Raw genomic sequence first — 16,255 nt, 5'->3', positions numbered from 1 at the left:
TATTTAGTAGATAGAGAATTAAGATAAAGATAATTAATATGCTGAAACATAATTTAGGATATCCTCGTATAGGAGTAAAAAGAGAATTAAAGAAAGCTTGTGAACTTTACTGGACCAATAAAATTGATTCACATACTTTATTTGAAGTAGGAAAAAAGATAAGGGAAGAAAATTGGAAAACTCAAGAATTAGCAAATTTAGATTTAATCCCATGTAATGATTTTAGTTTTTATGATCAAGTTTTAGATATGTCTTTTTTATTAGGAGTTATACCTGAATCTTATCTTTCTATACCAATGATTAAAAATCGTATTGATTTGTATTTTTCTATGGCTAGAGGATTTCAAAAAAATAAGTGGGATATCAAAGCATTGGAAATGACAAAATGGTTTAATACTAATTATCATTATATAGTACCAGAATTTAATAAAAATCAAAAATTTTCTATTTTTTCAAATAAAATTTTTGATGAATTAGAGGAATCAGAAAGGATTTTAAAATCAATAAAAAAAATAAAACCTGTATTGATAGGACCTATTTCTTATCTTTTTTTAGGAAAAGAAAAAGATAATTCTTTTCATAGGATGGACTTAATTGAAGATCTTGTAACTGTTTACATAAAAATTATTAATAAGTTAATAGATAAAGGAATTAACTGGATTCAATTAGATGAACCTATTCTAGTTTTAGATATGACTAAAAAAGAAAAAGAAGCTTTTCAATATGCTTATAAAAAAATATCAAAAACTTGTTCAAATATTAATATTTTATTGACTTCTTATTTTGATGGAATTTTAGATAATATATCTTTATTCAAAAGCTTTTTCGTTAAAGCTTTACATATAGATTTAGTGGAAGATTCAAATCAATTGGAAAAAATTATAAACTTTATAAAAGAATCAGAAATGATTTTATCCTTAGGAATCATTGACGGAAGGAATATATGGAAAAATAATTATACAGATTCAATTAATAAGATTAAAAAAACAATAGAATTTATAGGAGAAGATCGTGTTATGATAGCACCCAATTGTTCTCTTTTGCATGTTCCTATAGATATAGAAGAAGAAAAAAACCTTCATAAAGAAGTAAAAAAAATAATGTCTTTTTCTAAACAAAAAATTTATGAATTAAATGATTTAGACCTTATTTTGAAAGGAAATAAAGAAATTTTATTAAAAAATTCTTCTTTATTAGAACAATCTAAAATTTCTTCTATTTTTCATAACAAAAAGATAAAAGAAAGAGCAACAAAAATTAAAGAAGAAGACATACGAAGAAAAAATCCTTTTTATATCAGGCAAGAAAAACAAAAAAAAAAATTTAATCTTCCTATTTTTCCAACTACTACTATAGGGTCTTTTCCTCAAACAAAAGAAATACGTAGTTTACGAAATAAATTTCGTAAAAAAGAATTAACAAAAGAAGAGTACAATAAAAAGATAAAATATTTTATTATTGACGTTATTAAGAAACAAGAAAAAATAGGGTTAGATGTTTTAGTACATGGTGAGTTTGAAAGAAGTGATATGGTAGAATATTTTTCAGAAAAATTAAATGGAATAATGTCTACTAATAATGGATGGGTCCAAAGCTATGGCAGTAGATGTGTAAAGCCTCCTATTATATATGGAGATGTTAGTAGAACTGGAGATATGACTGTTGATTGGATATGTTTTGCTCAATCTCAAACAAAAAAATTAATGAAAGGAATGTTGACTGGTCCAGTTACTATTTTAAAATGGTCATTTGTTAGAAATGATCAACCTATTTCTCATACTGCTTATCAAATCGCTTGGGCTATTAGAGAAGAAGTTTTATCTTTAGAAAAGTCTGGAATTCAGATAATTCAAATTGATGAACCTGCTATTAGAGAAGGATTACCTTTGAAAAAGAAGAATTGGGAATATTATTTTAATTGGGCTATTAAATCTTTTTTGATTTCTTCAAGTGGAGTAAAAGATGAAACACAAATTCACACACATATGTGTTATAGTGAATTTAATGATTTCTTAGAAAAAATAGCAAATCTGGATGCAGATGTAATTACTATGGAAACTTCTAGATCAAAAATGGAATTATTAAAGGCTTTCTCTGTTTTTTCTTATCCTAATGAGATTGGTCCAGGAGTATATGATATCCATTCTCCAAGAATACCTTCCGTAGAAGAAATTCTAGATTTAATAAAAAAAGCTTCAAAAGAATTACCAATAAAAAATATTTGGATTAATCCAGATTGTGGATTAAAAACTAGAAAATGGGAAGAGGTATTGAAAGCTTTAAAAAATATGACATCAGCAGCAAAAATAGCGAGAACAAAACTTTACAATCAATCTCCTTAATTTTATATTTGTATTATACAAATTAAGGTAAGAAATGATTTCATTGCGGAAAAAAGAGGAAACAATAAAAAAAGAATTTAATCAATTAAATAGTTGGGAAGAAAAATATGAGTACTTGATAGATTTAGGAGGAAATTTATCAAAAAAATCGGATGAATTTAGATCAGATAAAAGATTGATTCACGGATGTCAATCAAGAATATGGTTAGATGCTGAGATAAAGGAGTCTCGTATTTTTTTTGATGCGGATGGTGATGCTTTGTTACCTAGAGGAATGGCTGCTCTTATGATTTATGTGTATTCAGGAGTATTCCCTTTTGAAATTATTTACTCAAATGCAAATTTTATTTATGAAATAGGATTTCAAACTTTTTTATCTCCTATTAGAGCTAATGGTATGTTTTTATTTTTAAAGAAAATAAAATTTTACGCTATGGCTTTTAATACAAAAATTTCTATTGAATTAAATAATAAAAAGAGAAAATAAAAAATTGAAATGTTTCAAACTATTAATCCTGAAAATAAAAAAGTTTTAAAAACTTATTACTTTTTATCTGAAAAGGATCTTAGAAAAAAACTATTTATAGCTAATCATGCATACAAAAATTGGAAAAATTATTCTTTTAATTCTAAAATTAAATGCTTGAAAAAATTATATTTTTGTATACAGGAAAACATAAATACTATATCTCGTTTAATTACCCAAGAAATGGGAAAGCCTATTCATCAATCTCGTTTAGAGGTGAATAAAAGTTCAAATTTATGTAAATACTATTCTCAATTAAAGGAGAATTCCATATTTTTTCAAAATATTCCCACAAAAGAATATGAAAAATCTTATGTTATATTCGAACCTATAGGGGGGATTTTAGGAATTGTTCCATGGAATTATCCTGTTTGGCAAACCATAAGATCTACTATTCCTAATTTATTATTAGGAAATGCAGTTCTTATTAAACCAGCTATTAATACAGCAGGTAGTTGTCTAATGTTAGAAAAAATTTTTACAAAATCTGGATTTCCTAAAGGGATTTTTCAAATTTTATTAATAGACATTCCTAAAATAGAATTAGTTATAGCAGATCCAGTAATTCAAGGAGTAACATTTACAGGTAGTTCTTTATCTGGAAGCATAATCGGATCATTGTCTGGAAAGTATACTAAAAAATCTATTTTGGAACTAGGGGGGAATGATGCCTTTGTAGTTATGAAAGATGTTAAAAATATTGAAAAAATAGCAAAAATTGCAACAGAATCTAGATTAAATAATACAGGACAAACATGTATATCCGCAAAAAGATTTATTATTGATCAATCTATAGTTGATGATTTTATAGATTTAGTTATTAAAGAAATGAAAAAATATAAAATGGGAGACTTATATAACGAATCTACTAAAATAGGTTATATTTCGCGTCATGATTTATCCGAAAAATTATATTCTCAATATCAGAATATTATATCAAATGGAGGAAAAATTTGTTTAGAAATTAATAGAAAAAATAACTTTTTTTCTCCTTCTTTATTAAGAGTTGATACAAATAATTGTATAATGAAAAAAGAAGAAATTTTTGGTCCAATAGGAATAGTTTCTCTCTTCTATAAAGAAGAAGAAATTTCTGACATTGTTAATAATACATGTTATGGATTAGGGGCATCTATTTGGACAGAAGATTTAGAAAAAGCGGAGAGATTATCAAAAAAAATAAATACTGGAATGGTGTTTATTAATGAAATGGTTAAATCAGATGTTCGTTTTCCTTTTGGAGGGGTAAAAAAATCTGGATATGGTAGAGAATTATCTATTTTGTCCATAAAAGAATTTTCCAATTGGAAAACAATAATTATGAAAAAATTATAAATTTTTACGCATTCTTGCGACAGGAATATTCATTTGATCTCTATATTTAGATACTGTTCTTCTAGCTATTAAGTAACCTTTTTTTTTGAGTATTTTTGATAATTCTTCATCAGTAAAAGGTTTTTTTTTATTTTCATTATAAATATATTCTTTTAAAAACTTCTTTATTTCAATAGAAGAAATATCTTCTCCTTCTTTATTTTTCATTTTTTCAGAAAAAAAACTTTTAATTAAAAAAGTTCCATATGGTGTATTGACATATTTACTATTAGCTACACGTGAAACTGTAGAAATTCCTACGCCAATTTTTTGAGAAATATTTTTTAAAATCATAGGTTTTATTTTAACTACATCCCCAGTTAAAAAATATTCTTTTTGATAATTCATAATAGCGTTCATTGTTAATAACAAAGTATTTTGACGTTTTTTTATTGCGTCTACAAACCATTTTGCAGAATCAATCTTATGTTTTAAAAATAGAATGGTTTCCTCTTTATTTTTTAAATTTTTCTCTTTGGAGTCTTTGTAAGACTTTAGCATGTCTAAATACGAAGATGAAACTTTTAAGTCTGGAATATTCTTTTGATTTAAAGAAAGTTCTAATTTGTTATTATCTGAAATAAAAATAGTAAAATCTGGTATAATATAATTTAAATTTTTTGTATTTTCTGAACACCCTCTACCAGGTTTCGGATTTAATTTTTTTATTTGAAAAATAGACTTTCTCAAATCTTTTTTCGTTATACCTAATTTTTTTTGTATTTTCTGATAATGTTTTTTTACAAACAATTCAAAATTTGATTGAATAATTTGTTTAGATAAAATAACTTCTTTCGTTATTTTTTTTTTTTCTAATTGAATTAGTAAACATTCTTGTAAGTTTCTAGCACCTATACCTACAGGGTCTAATTTTTGTATGTATTTTACAATTAATTTTTCTAATTTTTTTTCTGTAACAGATATTCCAAGTATCAAAAAAATATCATCAACCATAGATGATACTTTTCTTCTTATATAACCGTCATCGTCTATATTTCCTAATATAAAATCTGCTATTAGAAGGTCTTTTTCATCTAAATGAAAAGTATGTAATTGATTTTTTAAATATTCTTGAAAAGAAATTCCAGAAATAATAGGAATTTGTTTCTCAAAAGGAGAAATTTTGTGATTAATTCGGGAATCTTCAACTTCATCATTATTACTAAGATATTGTTCATATTCAGAGTTGTTTATAGTTTTATTTTGATCTTTTGAAAGATCGAAATCATTTTCTAAAGTTTCGGATTCTGAATATTCTTTTTTTAAATCATAATAATTTTCCTCTTCTAATGCCGGATTTTCTTCTAATTCTTGTTGAACTCTTTGTTCAAAATCAAAAGTAGATAATTGAACTAATTTCATTAGTTTAATTTGTTGTGGAGAAAGTTTATGTTGTTCTTTTTGTGCTAATTGCTGTTTTAACATAAAAAAACGAAATATGTTTTAAAACTCTGCATTATTTGGAGTTCTAGGAAATGGAATAACATCACGAATATTGTTCATTCCTGTGATAAATTGGACTAAACGATCAAATCCTAATCCAAACCCACTATGAGGAGCGGATCCAAAACGACGTGTGTCCAAATACCACCAAAGTTTATTTTTATCTGTATTTGTATCTTTTATTCGTTGCAATAATATTTCATAACGTTCTTCTCTTTGAGATCCTCCAATAATTTCTCCTATATCTGGAAATAAAATATCCATAGCTCTAACTGTTTTTTCATCATTATTAATACGCATATAGAAAGCTTTAATACAAGAAGGATAATCAAATATGACAACAGGAATTTTAAAATATTTATTTACTAAATATTGTTCATGTTCCGATTGTAAATCCATCCCCCAAGAAATTGGGTGAAAAAATTTTGTACTTTGTTTTTTTTCTTCTTTAATAAGAATTTCTATAGCTTCTGTATAGCTGATTCTCTTAAATGGAAATTTCAATACAAGGTATAATCTTTCTAAAAGGTGTTCTTTCTTATTATTTTTATACTTTTCTAAGTATTCGTTTAAAAATGACAAATCTTCTAGATTTTTATCAACAACATATTTAATAATGAATTTTAAAAAATCTTCTGCCAAATTAATATTATCATTCAAATGATAAAAAGCGATTTCTGGTTCTATCATCCAAAATTCTGATAAGTGTCGTGATGTATTAGAATTTTCTGCACGAAATACAGGACCAAATGTATAAACTTTACCTAAACCCAAAGCAGCTGTTTCTGCTTCCAATTGTCCAGATACACTTAAATAAGTTTTGCATTTAAAAAAATCTTTTTCATAGTCTATTGGACTTTTTTTTAAATCCATAGTAGTAATTTGAAACATCTTTCCACTACCTTCGCAATTTGAAGTTGTAATTATTGGAGTATGAAGATAAAAAAAACCACGATCATGAAAATATTTATGTATACAAAAAGCTATATGATGACGTATTCTCATGACACAACCAAAAATATTTGTCTTGAAACGTAAATGAGCTTGTTCTCGAAGTTTTTCGAAACTATGTCTTTTTGGTTGTAAAATTGATTTTTGGATAATAGATGGATCTGTAGATCCATATATGAGAATATCTGAAGACTTCAATTCTATATATTGTTTTTCACCTATACTTTTTATTATAATTCCTACAACTCTAATTGAGGTTCCAATTGTTATTTTTTTAGATATTTTTTTTTCTAATTTTTCGGATAAAATAATTTGTAAGTTTTTAATTGTAGATCCATCATTTATGGTAATAAAGATAGAATAACGGAAAGAACGTACCCATCCTTCAACTAATACTTTTTTATTTATAAAATACTTTTCTTTATTTAATAATTCTTTAATAGAATATTTTTTTATCATTATATTCTCATTATTTCTTCTTCTTTTTGAAGAAAAAAATCTTCTATTTTTTTTATATATTCACTTGTGATTTTCTGTATCTTAATTTCTCCTGATTTAGAAAAATCTTCAGATACTTTTAATTTTCTTATTTGTTGATTATTTTTCTTTCGTATATTTCTTATAAGTATTTTTGCATGTTCGATTTTAACTTTAACTTTTTTCATCAAATTTTTTCTTCCTTCTTCTGTTATAATTGGTAATCGTATATGAATAGATTCTCCTTTATTAGTAGGAACGAATCCTAAATTAGAATCTATAATAGCTTTATCTATATGTGCTATAATGGAACGATCCCAAGGACGAATAATAATATTCATATTATCTACAATAGAAATGCTGGCGATTTCTATAAGATTTTGATACCTTCCATAACATTTTATTTTTATTTTTTCTAAAATAGAAGATATGGATTTACTTCCAAATCGAATACGATGTATTTCTTCTTTTAATTGCTTCAAAATTTTTTCCATGTCCTTTTTACAAGAAAAAAAAATGTTTTTTAATTCGTCCATAATTTTATTTTTCTAATTTAGAAACCAAAGTTCCTATTTCTTCTCCAGAAATCACTTTTTTAAAATTACCTTTTCTGTTGATATCAAAAATAATAATTGGTAAATTATTTTCATTTCCTAAAATGAATGCAGTTTGATCCATTACTTTTATTCCCATTTGATATGCCATGTCAAAAGATATACTTTTAATTTTTTTTGCATATTTATCTTTTTCTGGATCCGTAGTATAGATTCCGTCAACTCTAGTTCCTTTTAGTAAAATATCAGCTTTTATTTCTATAGCTCGTAAAACTGCAGCTGTATCTGTAGTGAAATAAGGATTTCCTAATCCCGCTACAAATATTACTACTCTACCCTTTTCAAGATGATGAATTGCTCTTTCTTTACCAAAAGGTTCTGCTATTTGATCCATTCTAATAGCTGTTTGAATATAAGAGCATATTCCTACATTTCCTAAATATGATTGAAAAGCTATTCCATTAATGACAGTGGCTAACATTCCCATATAATCTCCTTCTATACGATCTATCCGATTTATACCATTTATTGTTTTTTCCTTTATTCTAGAAAATCCTCTAAATATATTACCTCCTCCAATTACTATAGCTACTTGAGCTCCCATATCTACTACTTTTTTGACTTCTTCTGCATATTGTTGAAGACGGGTAGAATGAAGTCCAAATTCGTTGTTCCCCATTAAAGCTTCTCCACTTAATTTCAATAATGATCTTTTGTACTTCATGAAAATATATTTATTGAAAGTATATTTTTTAGAATTTCTTTATTTTAAGAAATAAGGATATTATGGAAAAATTCCTAATTTTTCATAAGAATCTACAATTTTATTTATAGCAAGTACAAATGCAGAGGTACGTAAATTCTCTATTTTCGACGATTTCTTTATATCGAGAATTTTATGAAATCCACTAATCATTGTATCTTCTAATCCACTTCGTACTAAATCTATTTCATTTGGTCCTTTTAATATGATTTTTTTTTCTTCCTTTGGAATTTTGTTTTTGCAAACAGTTTCAATAACCTGTAATAATTCTGCATTCATATTTTCACTAAATCTTTTTTCCATTCTTCCATAACGAACATGGCTTAAATTTTTAAGCCATTCAAAATAAGAAACGGTAACACCTCCTGCATTAAGATAAATATCAGGAACTACAATAATTCCCTTTTTTTCTAATATTTCATCTGCTTCTGGAGTAATAGGTCCATTTGCAGCTTCTCCAATTATTTTAGCCTTAATACGATTTGCATTATTTTTATGAATTACATTTTCCAATGCTGCAGGAATTAAAATATCGCATTCCAATTCTAAAGCAGTTTCTGTATTTTCAATATTTTTTGCTCCTGGAAAATTTAATATGGATCCAGTTTTTTTTAAATGTAAAATAACATCGGAAACATTTAATCCTTTTTGATTATAAATAGCTCCTTCTCTTTCCGCTAAAGCTACAATAATGGCTCCAGCTTCATGAAAAAAAGTAGCAGCATGATAGCCAACATTTCCCAACCCTTGTATTATAATTTTTTTCCCCACTAACCCAACGTCAAGCCCTATAGAAGACATATCTTCTTTCATTCGACATAATTCTCTAATTCCATAAAATACTCCTAATCCTGTTGCTTCTTTTCTACCTCTAACTCCTCCTTGAGAAACCGGTTTTCCGGTGACACAGGCTAATGCATCTACATCTTTAGGACAAACAGATAAAAAAGTATCAAAAATCCAACTCATTTCTCTTTCTCCAGTTCCATAATCAGGAGCAGGAACATCAATTCCTGGACCTATGAAATTTTTTTTAATTAATTCAGAAGTATAACGACGAGTTATTTTTTCTATATCTTCTTCCGATACAGCTTGTGGATCAATTTTGATTCCTCCTTTTGCTCCACCAAAAGGAACATCAACTATAGCACATTTGTAAGTCATTAAAGCTGATAACGTCATGATTTCATCTTGATTGACCTTAATACTATACCTAATTCCTCCCTTACAAGGGAGTTTATGATGAGAATGTTGAACTCGATAAGCCTCAATAACTTTAATTTCCTTTCCTATTTTTACAGGGAAATTCATACGGTATACAGCATTACAAGATTTAATCTGCTCCAAGAGGCCTTTTTCAATAGAAAGAAATCGTTCAGCTTTGTCAAAATTTTTTTCTATACAATTAAAGAAACTGTTTTTAACAGGTTTGTCTTGATTTTTTTTTGACATAAAAAAGTTTTTACACATTTTTTAGTTTTTTTTTAGAAATATAAGATGTGATATCAATTATATATTAGGATACAAATCTACATTTTATGTAGAAATTTTAATACATAAATATATTATGTTTAGATACTTTTCGATATAAATCGAGTATAATCATATTAAAATATTTATTATTTTTTTGGGAACTATAATTAATTTTTTAATTATTTTATCCTTTAATAAGAATTTCGTTTTTGAATGATTTAAGATTTTATTTTTTAATTCTTTGGTTGAAATGTTAGAATCAAATTGTTCTAAAAACTTTAATTTTCCATTAAACATAATTGGATACGTTATTTTATTTATTAAATATTTTGAATTCACAATAGGAATGGGATAGTTTATGATAGATTTTTTTTTCCCCAATTTATTCCATAATTCTTCGGCTATGTGAGGAGAGAATGGTGCCATTAGTTGAACCATAGGCTCTAATATTTTTCTTTTATTGCATCTTAGCGCAATTAGTTTATTTACGAAAACCATCAATGAACTAATGGATGTATTTAAAGAAAAAGAATTTATTTTATTTTTTACTTCTTTTATAGTAGAATGCAAAATTTGTAATTCTTTTAGAGTCGGATTTATTTCACTAATTTGAAAATTATTTTCTTTATGAAACAAAGACCATAATTTTTTTATAAAATTTTTCATTCCTTTTATTTTCTCATCATTCCAAGGTTTTGATTGGGTAATAGGGCCTAAAAACATTTCATATATTCTAAATACATCTGATCCATATTTATCACATATTTTATCAGGGTTTATAACATTCAATTTAGATTTGGACATTTTTTCCAATTTTCTTTTACATATAAATATTCCTTTTTCTAATAAAAAGTTAAAAGTGCAAAATTCTGGTTTATTTTTTTTAAATTTTTTTATATCTAATTCGTTATTTCCTTTAATTAAGGAAAGATCTACATAAATTTCTTGAAAAGAAATATTTTTATTAATACTTTTTTTTAGTAATCCATAAGAAATAAAAGTATTTTCTCCTATGATTTTTATTATAGAAGCAGAATAACTAAGTATCATTCCTTGGTTTAATATTTTTTTGAAAGGTTCTTCAGTTGTAATCCAACCTCTATCTTTTAAAAATTTATGCCAAAATCTAGCGTAAATCAAATGCCCTGTACTATGTTCAGATCCTCCAATATACAAATCAACATTTTTCCAGTAATTTTCTTTTTTTTTATCAAGAAAAAATTGATGATTATGAACATCCATATATCTAAGAAAATACCAACTAGATCCAGCCCAACTTGGCATTGTATTAATTTCCATCGGAAATATATTTTTATGGTCGATCAATGTATTTGAAACTATTTTCATATTTTTTTCATCCCAAGCCCAATTTTTTACTCTTGTTAATGAAGATTTTCCATTTTTTGGATGATAATTATTTACCTTGGGCAAGATGATAGGTAACTTATTTACAGGAATTGTTCTTGGAATTTTTTTTTTAAAATAAATAGGAATTGGTTCTCCCCAATATCTTTGTCTAGAAAAAATGGCATCACGTATTTTGTAATACGTGTTTTCCTCTCCTATATTTTTTTCTATTAATATTTTTGTAATTTTTTTTCTTGCTTCTTTTAGGTTTAATCCATTTAATAGATCAGAATTAGTACAAATTTCATTATTATTTATATTTTTTTTGTATACTTTAATAATTTCTAATCTAAATTTCTTAGCAAAATTATTACTTTTTTTTTCGTGTCCAGGTATTCCTACAATAGATTTTATTATATCATTCTTTACAAAAAAAGAATTACTAATATAAATAGGAATTTTTTTTTTGAGAAAAGGATGGAAAATATAGTTTCCTGTAAAAACTCCAGAAACTTTTTCTTCTTCTTCCTTAAAAAAAGAATTGTTTTTCAAGTATTTTGAAACGTTTTTTTTATGAGAATCAACACTAATTTCATTTACTATTGGATGATCTGGAGATAAAATAACAAAAGTTACTCCAAATATCATTTCTGGACAAAAAAGAAAAAATTTTATTTTTTTTATTTTTTCATTGTTGTATACAACATTTAATGTGACAAAAAATTTTATTGATTTTCCTATCCAATTAATCTGTAATCTTTTGAGAGATTGAGAACATTCAACTAAATTTAGACCTTTTATAAGTCTTTCTGCATATGCACTAATTCTTATGTGCCATTGTAACATGTTTTTTTTATATACTGGATATCCTCCTCTTTGACTTTTTCCATTTTTAATTTCATCATTGGCTAAAACAGTTCCTAAATCTGGACACCAATTGACTATATTTTTACACAAAAAGGCTAAACGATAATCTAAAAGAATAGTTTCCTTTTCAAAAGAATTGAAATCATTCCACTCTTTTGAATTAAATTTCTTTTTATAAGAAGTACTTGCATTTACAAAAAAATTTCCATTTTTATTAAATTCTTCTACTAGAATTTCTATAGGTTTAGCTTTTTTACAATTTTTATCATACCAAGAATTAAAAATTTGAATAAACATCCATTGAGTCCAATGATAATAATTGGGGGAACTAGTATATAGTTTACGATTCCAATCAAAAGAAATCCCTATTTTATTCATTTGAATTTGATACTTTTGAGAATTTTTTAAAGTAGTATCTGAAGGATGGTTTCCTGTTTGAATTGCATATTGTTCTGCGGGTAATCCAAAAGAATCAAATCCCATTGGATTTAAAACGTTATATCCTTCTACACGTTTATATCTTGCATAAATATCTGAAGCAATATAACCTAAACAATGTCCTACATGAAGCCCTTCTCCAGAAGGATAAGGAAACATATTTAAAATATAAAATTTTTTCTTTTTTTCATTTTCTTTTACATAAAAAATATTATGTTTTTTCCAATATTTTTGCCAACGTTTTTCTATTTCTTTAAAATTATATTCCATTTTTATTTAAATTTTATTTATAGAATGAATAATGAATAGAATAATTGCAATGGTTACGTAACTTCTATATATACGTTTTACAACACAACTTCTAAAAGTAATCCATCGCACGTAATTATATATAATCACTATAATCACATCAAATTGAAATGCTATTATAATAAATAGTTAAAAAAGGTACAAACAAAGAATAAAATGTTTAATGAACACCAAGATTATTTAAATAATGATGAATTTATCAATAGTCAAACTATTAGTAGTTTAATAAAAATTATCCATAACCATCCAAATGATGTTATCAAAATATTTAATTTATTAAAATTATGCAAGGCAATTTCTGTTTTTAATGAATTAAATTTTTCTGTAAAAAAAAAAATTATAGAAAAATTACCTTCAGTTAAAAAAATGAAACTTTTGAATAAATTACCAATAGATGATCGTCTTTCTTTTTTAAAGAAACTTCCTGAGAGAATATTAAAAAATTTAATCAAGTATTTAAATCCAGAAGAAAGATACAAAATACTAATTTCATTAGGATATCCAAAAAATAGTATAGGACGTTTTATTATTCCATATTATATTTCTGTTCCAAAAAATTGGAAAATACAAAAAGTTTTAGATTATATACAAAGAAAAGAAATAAAAAATGAAAATATAATAGAAGTTTTGTACGTAGTTGATCAAAAAGGAAAATTGATAAATGACATAAAAATTGGAGAACTATTTTTAGTAAATCCAAAAATAGAAATATCTAATTTGATAAATAATAAATCTACCATTTTTTTAAATCTTAAAGATACAGAAAAAAAAGCCGTTAAATTTTTTACTATTAATAATAGAATTTCAATACCAGTTGTTGATAATCAAAAATTTTTACTTGGAATAGTAACAGTGAATGATATTTTACTTTTTTTGAATGAAAATTATTACATGAAGAAAAAAGAATCAAATAAATCATATTTAAATGAATCATTATATAGGTTGATTAAAAAAAGGGCAGTTTGGTTAATTTTACTATTTATAGGAGAAATGTTAACCACAACAGTTATGCAAAATTTTTCAAATACACTTGAAAAAGCAGTAGTTCTTGTTTTATTTATACCATTAGTCGTTTCTAGTGGAGGTAATAGTGGTTCGCAAGCTGCTAGTTTAGTTATTCAAGCAATGGCTTTGAGAGAAGTGAAAATAAAAGACTGGTGGATAGTTATGCGAAGAGAGATTATTTGTGGTTTTTTTTTAGGAGGAATTTTAGGATTAACTGGATTTATACGAGTAGTAGCTTGGCATAATCTTAATTTATTTAATTATGGACCTCATTGGATATTAGTTGGAGTAACTATTTTTTTTTCTTTAATTGGAGTAGTTTTATGGGGAACTTTGAGTGGTTCTATGTTACCTTTTATAATTAAAAAATTTAGAGGAAATCCCGCTAGTTCTTCTGCACCTTTTGTTGCAACATTAGTTGACGTTATTGGATTAATCATATATTTTTCTATGTCTTATATTTTTTTACGTGGAACTTTATTATGAATGTGGAAAAGTATTTCTACAAATTTCTAGAACTTTTTTAAATTCCTCAGGAATTGGACAGATAAAATGACATTTTATACTTTCTTTCCTAGGATGAATGAAAGAAAGAGAAATAGCATGTAAAGCTTGTCTTTTTAAGATCTTTAAACAATTGTTTAGATATTTTATATTTTTATTTGAACATTTTTTTTTCATAAAAATTTTATTTCCTCCATAAGTTGAATCATGAAATAATGGATGTCCCAAATGTTTAAAATGGACTCTTATTTGATGTGTTTTTCCTGTTTTTATTTTACAAGAGACATATGTTACATATTTAAATCTTTCCAATACTTTATACTCTGTTACAGAATATTTACCTTTATTTTGGTAAATTTCTTCTAAAATTTTCATTTTTTTTCTATTTTTAGGATCTCGTCCAATAAATCCGGTTATAGTTCCTTTATTTTCTAATAAATCTCCCCATGCTAAAGCAATGTACTTTCTTTTAATAGTTCTGGAATAAAATTGTTGAGATAAATGTTTTTGTGAATATTCATTCTTAGCTAAGACTAATAAACCTGATGTATTTTTATCTAATCTATGGACTAAACCACATCTATATAAGTTAAAATCATTTAGCTTTGAGTTTAAGAAATGATATTTAATTCCATGAATTAATGTTCCTGTTTCGTTTCCGAATCCAGGATGAACTACCATTCCTGCAGGTTTATTTATCACAATAATATCTTCATCTTCATGAATAATATTTATTTTTATTTTTTCTGCATTAATATTTTCATATTTTAAGAAATCTAAAATGGGAGGTTTAAAAATTTTTGCTTGAATAAAATCCAATGGTTTTACTTTATAATTTTTTTTTACAATTTTTTTGTTTACTAAAATTTTTCCTGAATTCGTGTGTTTTTGAATTTCGTTTCTACTAATATTTTTAATATGTTCTTTTAAAAATTTATCAATTCGAATTTCTTTTTGGTTATTACCTGCAATAATTGTAATTGATGTAGATTCATTCATTAGATATTATAGTATTTTTTTCTTCTGTTTTTTTGTTAAAACCTTTTTCTTCATCCATCAGATTATCTAACACTTTTTTTGAAGTTAGCCATAATTCAACAGGTTTATTCTTTTCCCGAATTTCTCCAGGAGAAGGATTTTGTCGATATACTTTTGCATTTTTTTCGGGATCTATAATTGGATGGTCATAATAATAATTAATAACATGAAAAAAATTTGTTTTTAAAGTAAAATTTGCATCATGCAATGACATTCCCATCACATTTGGAACGACTAAATTATTTTTTTCATATCCTTTTCCAATTATCAAAGTTATTCCTTCTTCATTAGAAGGAAAAATAAATCCAGATTGGATTAATTTGTTTTTGTAAAAAACTTTTAAAACAATATTTTTAGATATATCATTGATATATTTGATTTCTTTAATAAGAATATGATTAGAATTCAGTAGTTTTATCGCAAAAGATTTATTTTTATTTATAATATTTGGTAATACTGTACGATTTTTTAATTTTGACTTAAAATTAACTTTTAAGTAAACATGTCTACCTTCTTTTACATGATCGCCGGATTCTGGTGAAAAGGAAATTATCCTATTTTTTTCTAAATTAGGATCATAATATGATGTATCTATATCATATTTCAATCCTAGTTTTTTAAGAATAGATGTAGCCTGAGATAAGGTCATATAACGTAAGTTAGGAACTATTACGTAAGAACCATGTTTTGTATAGATATCGGTCCATTTTAATGCAAAATGAGCGATTTTATATAGAATAAATATGGAAATCAAAAAGTTAATAATAAATATTATAAAATATTTTGAATAATTCATGAAAAAATATTTTTTAAATATAAAAATTATGTTTGTAGGTATGAAATT

Annotated in this window: 12 protein-coding genes; 4 read left to right on the top strand and 8 right to left on the bottom strand. The window is 25.2% G+C overall.

The window, feature by feature from the left end; genetic code table 11:
* Positions 1 to 38: 38 nt before the first annotated feature.
* The 3 genes from metE to H0H51_RS02530 are packed head-to-tail and all read left to right on the top strand — an operon-like array spanning position 39 to position 4,203.
* Entirely contained in the window at positions 39 to 2,342 is a 2,304-nt protein-coding gene (metE, locus tag H0H51_RS02540; RefSeq protein WP_185876749.1) for a 5-methyltetrahydropteroyltriglutamate--homocysteine S-methyltransferase, read from the top strand.
* 34 nt (positions 2,343 to 2,376) lie between these two features.
* A complete protein-coding gene (locus tag H0H51_RS02535) occupies positions 2,377 to 2,829 on the top strand; it encodes a SufE family protein (protein WP_238784223.1) in 453 nt (150 codons plus the stop codon).
* A gap of 9 nt (positions 2,830 to 2,838) precedes the next feature.
* On the top strand, positions 2,839 to 4,203 hold the full coding sequence (locus H0H51_RS02530) for an aldehyde dehydrogenase family protein (RefSeq protein WP_185876748.1): 1,365 nt from the start codon (positions 2,839 to 2,841) through the stop codon (positions 4,201 to 4,203).
* Here H0H51_RS02530 and rpoN read toward each other — a convergent pair.
* The 6 genes from rpoN to leuS all read right to left on the bottom strand — a co-directional run bounded on the left by rpoN (position 4,198) and on the right by leuS (position 12,825).
* On the bottom strand, positions 4,198 to 5,667 hold the full coding sequence (rpoN, locus tag H0H51_RS02525; RefSeq protein WP_185876747.1) for an RNA polymerase factor sigma-54: 1,470 nt from the start codon (positions 5,665 to 5,667) through the stop codon (positions 4,198 to 4,200). The genes H0H51_RS02530 and rpoN overlap by 6 nt on opposite strands.
* An 18-nt stretch (positions 5,668 to 5,685) precedes the next feature.
* Positions 5,686 to 7,095 (bottom strand): asparagine--tRNA ligase, encoded by a 1,410-nt coding sequence (gene asnS / locus H0H51_RS02520; RefSeq protein ID WP_185876746.1) that lies wholly within the window; start codon positions 7,093 to 7,095, stop codon positions 5,686 to 5,688.
* Positions 7,095 to 7,649 carry a ribosome recycling factor gene (gene frr, locus H0H51_RS02515; RefSeq protein WP_185876745.1) on the bottom strand — a complete coding sequence of 185 codons (555 nt, stop codon included), beginning with the start codon at positions 7,647 to 7,649 and terminating at the stop codon, positions 7,095 to 7,097. Before frr ends, asnS begins: the two co-directional genes overlap by 1 nt.
* Before the next feature lie 4 nt (positions 7,650 to 7,653).
* Positions 7,654 to 8,391, bottom strand: a complete 738-nt coding sequence (gene pyrH / locus H0H51_RS02510; RefSeq protein WP_185876744.1) for a UMP kinase — start codon at positions 8,389 to 8,391, stop codon at positions 7,654 to 7,656.
* A 60-nt stretch (positions 8,392 to 8,451) separates the two neighbouring features.
* Positions 8,452 to 9,882, bottom strand: a complete 1,431-nt coding sequence (locus H0H51_RS02505; RefSeq protein WP_185876743.1) for a Glu/Leu/Phe/Val family dehydrogenase — start codon at positions 9,880 to 9,882, stop codon at positions 8,452 to 8,454.
* Between the two features lie 150 nt (positions 9,883 to 10,032).
* Positions 10,033 to 12,825, bottom strand: a complete 2,793-nt coding sequence (gene leuS / locus H0H51_RS02500) for a leucine--tRNA ligase (protein ID WP_185876742.1) — start codon at positions 12,823 to 12,825, stop codon at positions 10,033 to 10,035.
* Positions 12,826 to 13,020: 195 nt separating this feature from the next.
* On the opposite strand from leuS, the gene mgtE reads away from it, so the two are divergent.
* The gene (mgtE, locus tag H0H51_RS02495; RefSeq protein ID WP_185876741.1) at positions 13,021 to 14,355 is read left to right on the top strand and encodes a magnesium transporter; all 1,335 of its coding nucleotides are present in this window, start codon (positions 13,021 to 13,023) and stop codon (positions 14,353 to 14,355) included.
* Here the strand turns inward: mgtE and H0H51_RS02490 are convergent.
* The gene (locus tag H0H51_RS02490) at positions 14,350 to 15,372 is read right to left on the bottom strand and encodes an RluA family pseudouridine synthase (RefSeq protein ID WP_185876740.1); all 1,023 of its coding nucleotides are present in this window, start codon (positions 15,370 to 15,372) and stop codon (positions 14,350 to 14,352) included. The genes mgtE and H0H51_RS02490 overlap by 6 nt on opposite strands.
* Positions 15,365 to 16,207, bottom strand: a complete 843-nt coding sequence (locus H0H51_RS02485) for a PASTA domain-containing protein (protein WP_185876739.1) — start codon at positions 16,205 to 16,207, stop codon at positions 15,365 to 15,367. The genes H0H51_RS02490 and H0H51_RS02485 overlap by 8 nt, the downstream gene beginning before the upstream one ends.
* Positions 16,208 to 16,255: the final 48 nt, after the last annotated feature.

It is taken from the genome of Blattabacterium cuenoti (assembly GCF_014251995.1).
GTDB classification, from domain to species: Bacteria; Bacteroidota; Bacteroidia; order Flavobacteriales; family Blattabacteriaceae; genus Blattabacterium; species Blattabacterium cuenoti_AE.
The sequence above is the reverse complement of the archived record's forward strand: the minus strand, read 5'-3'. Positions and strand labels throughout refer to the sequence as shown.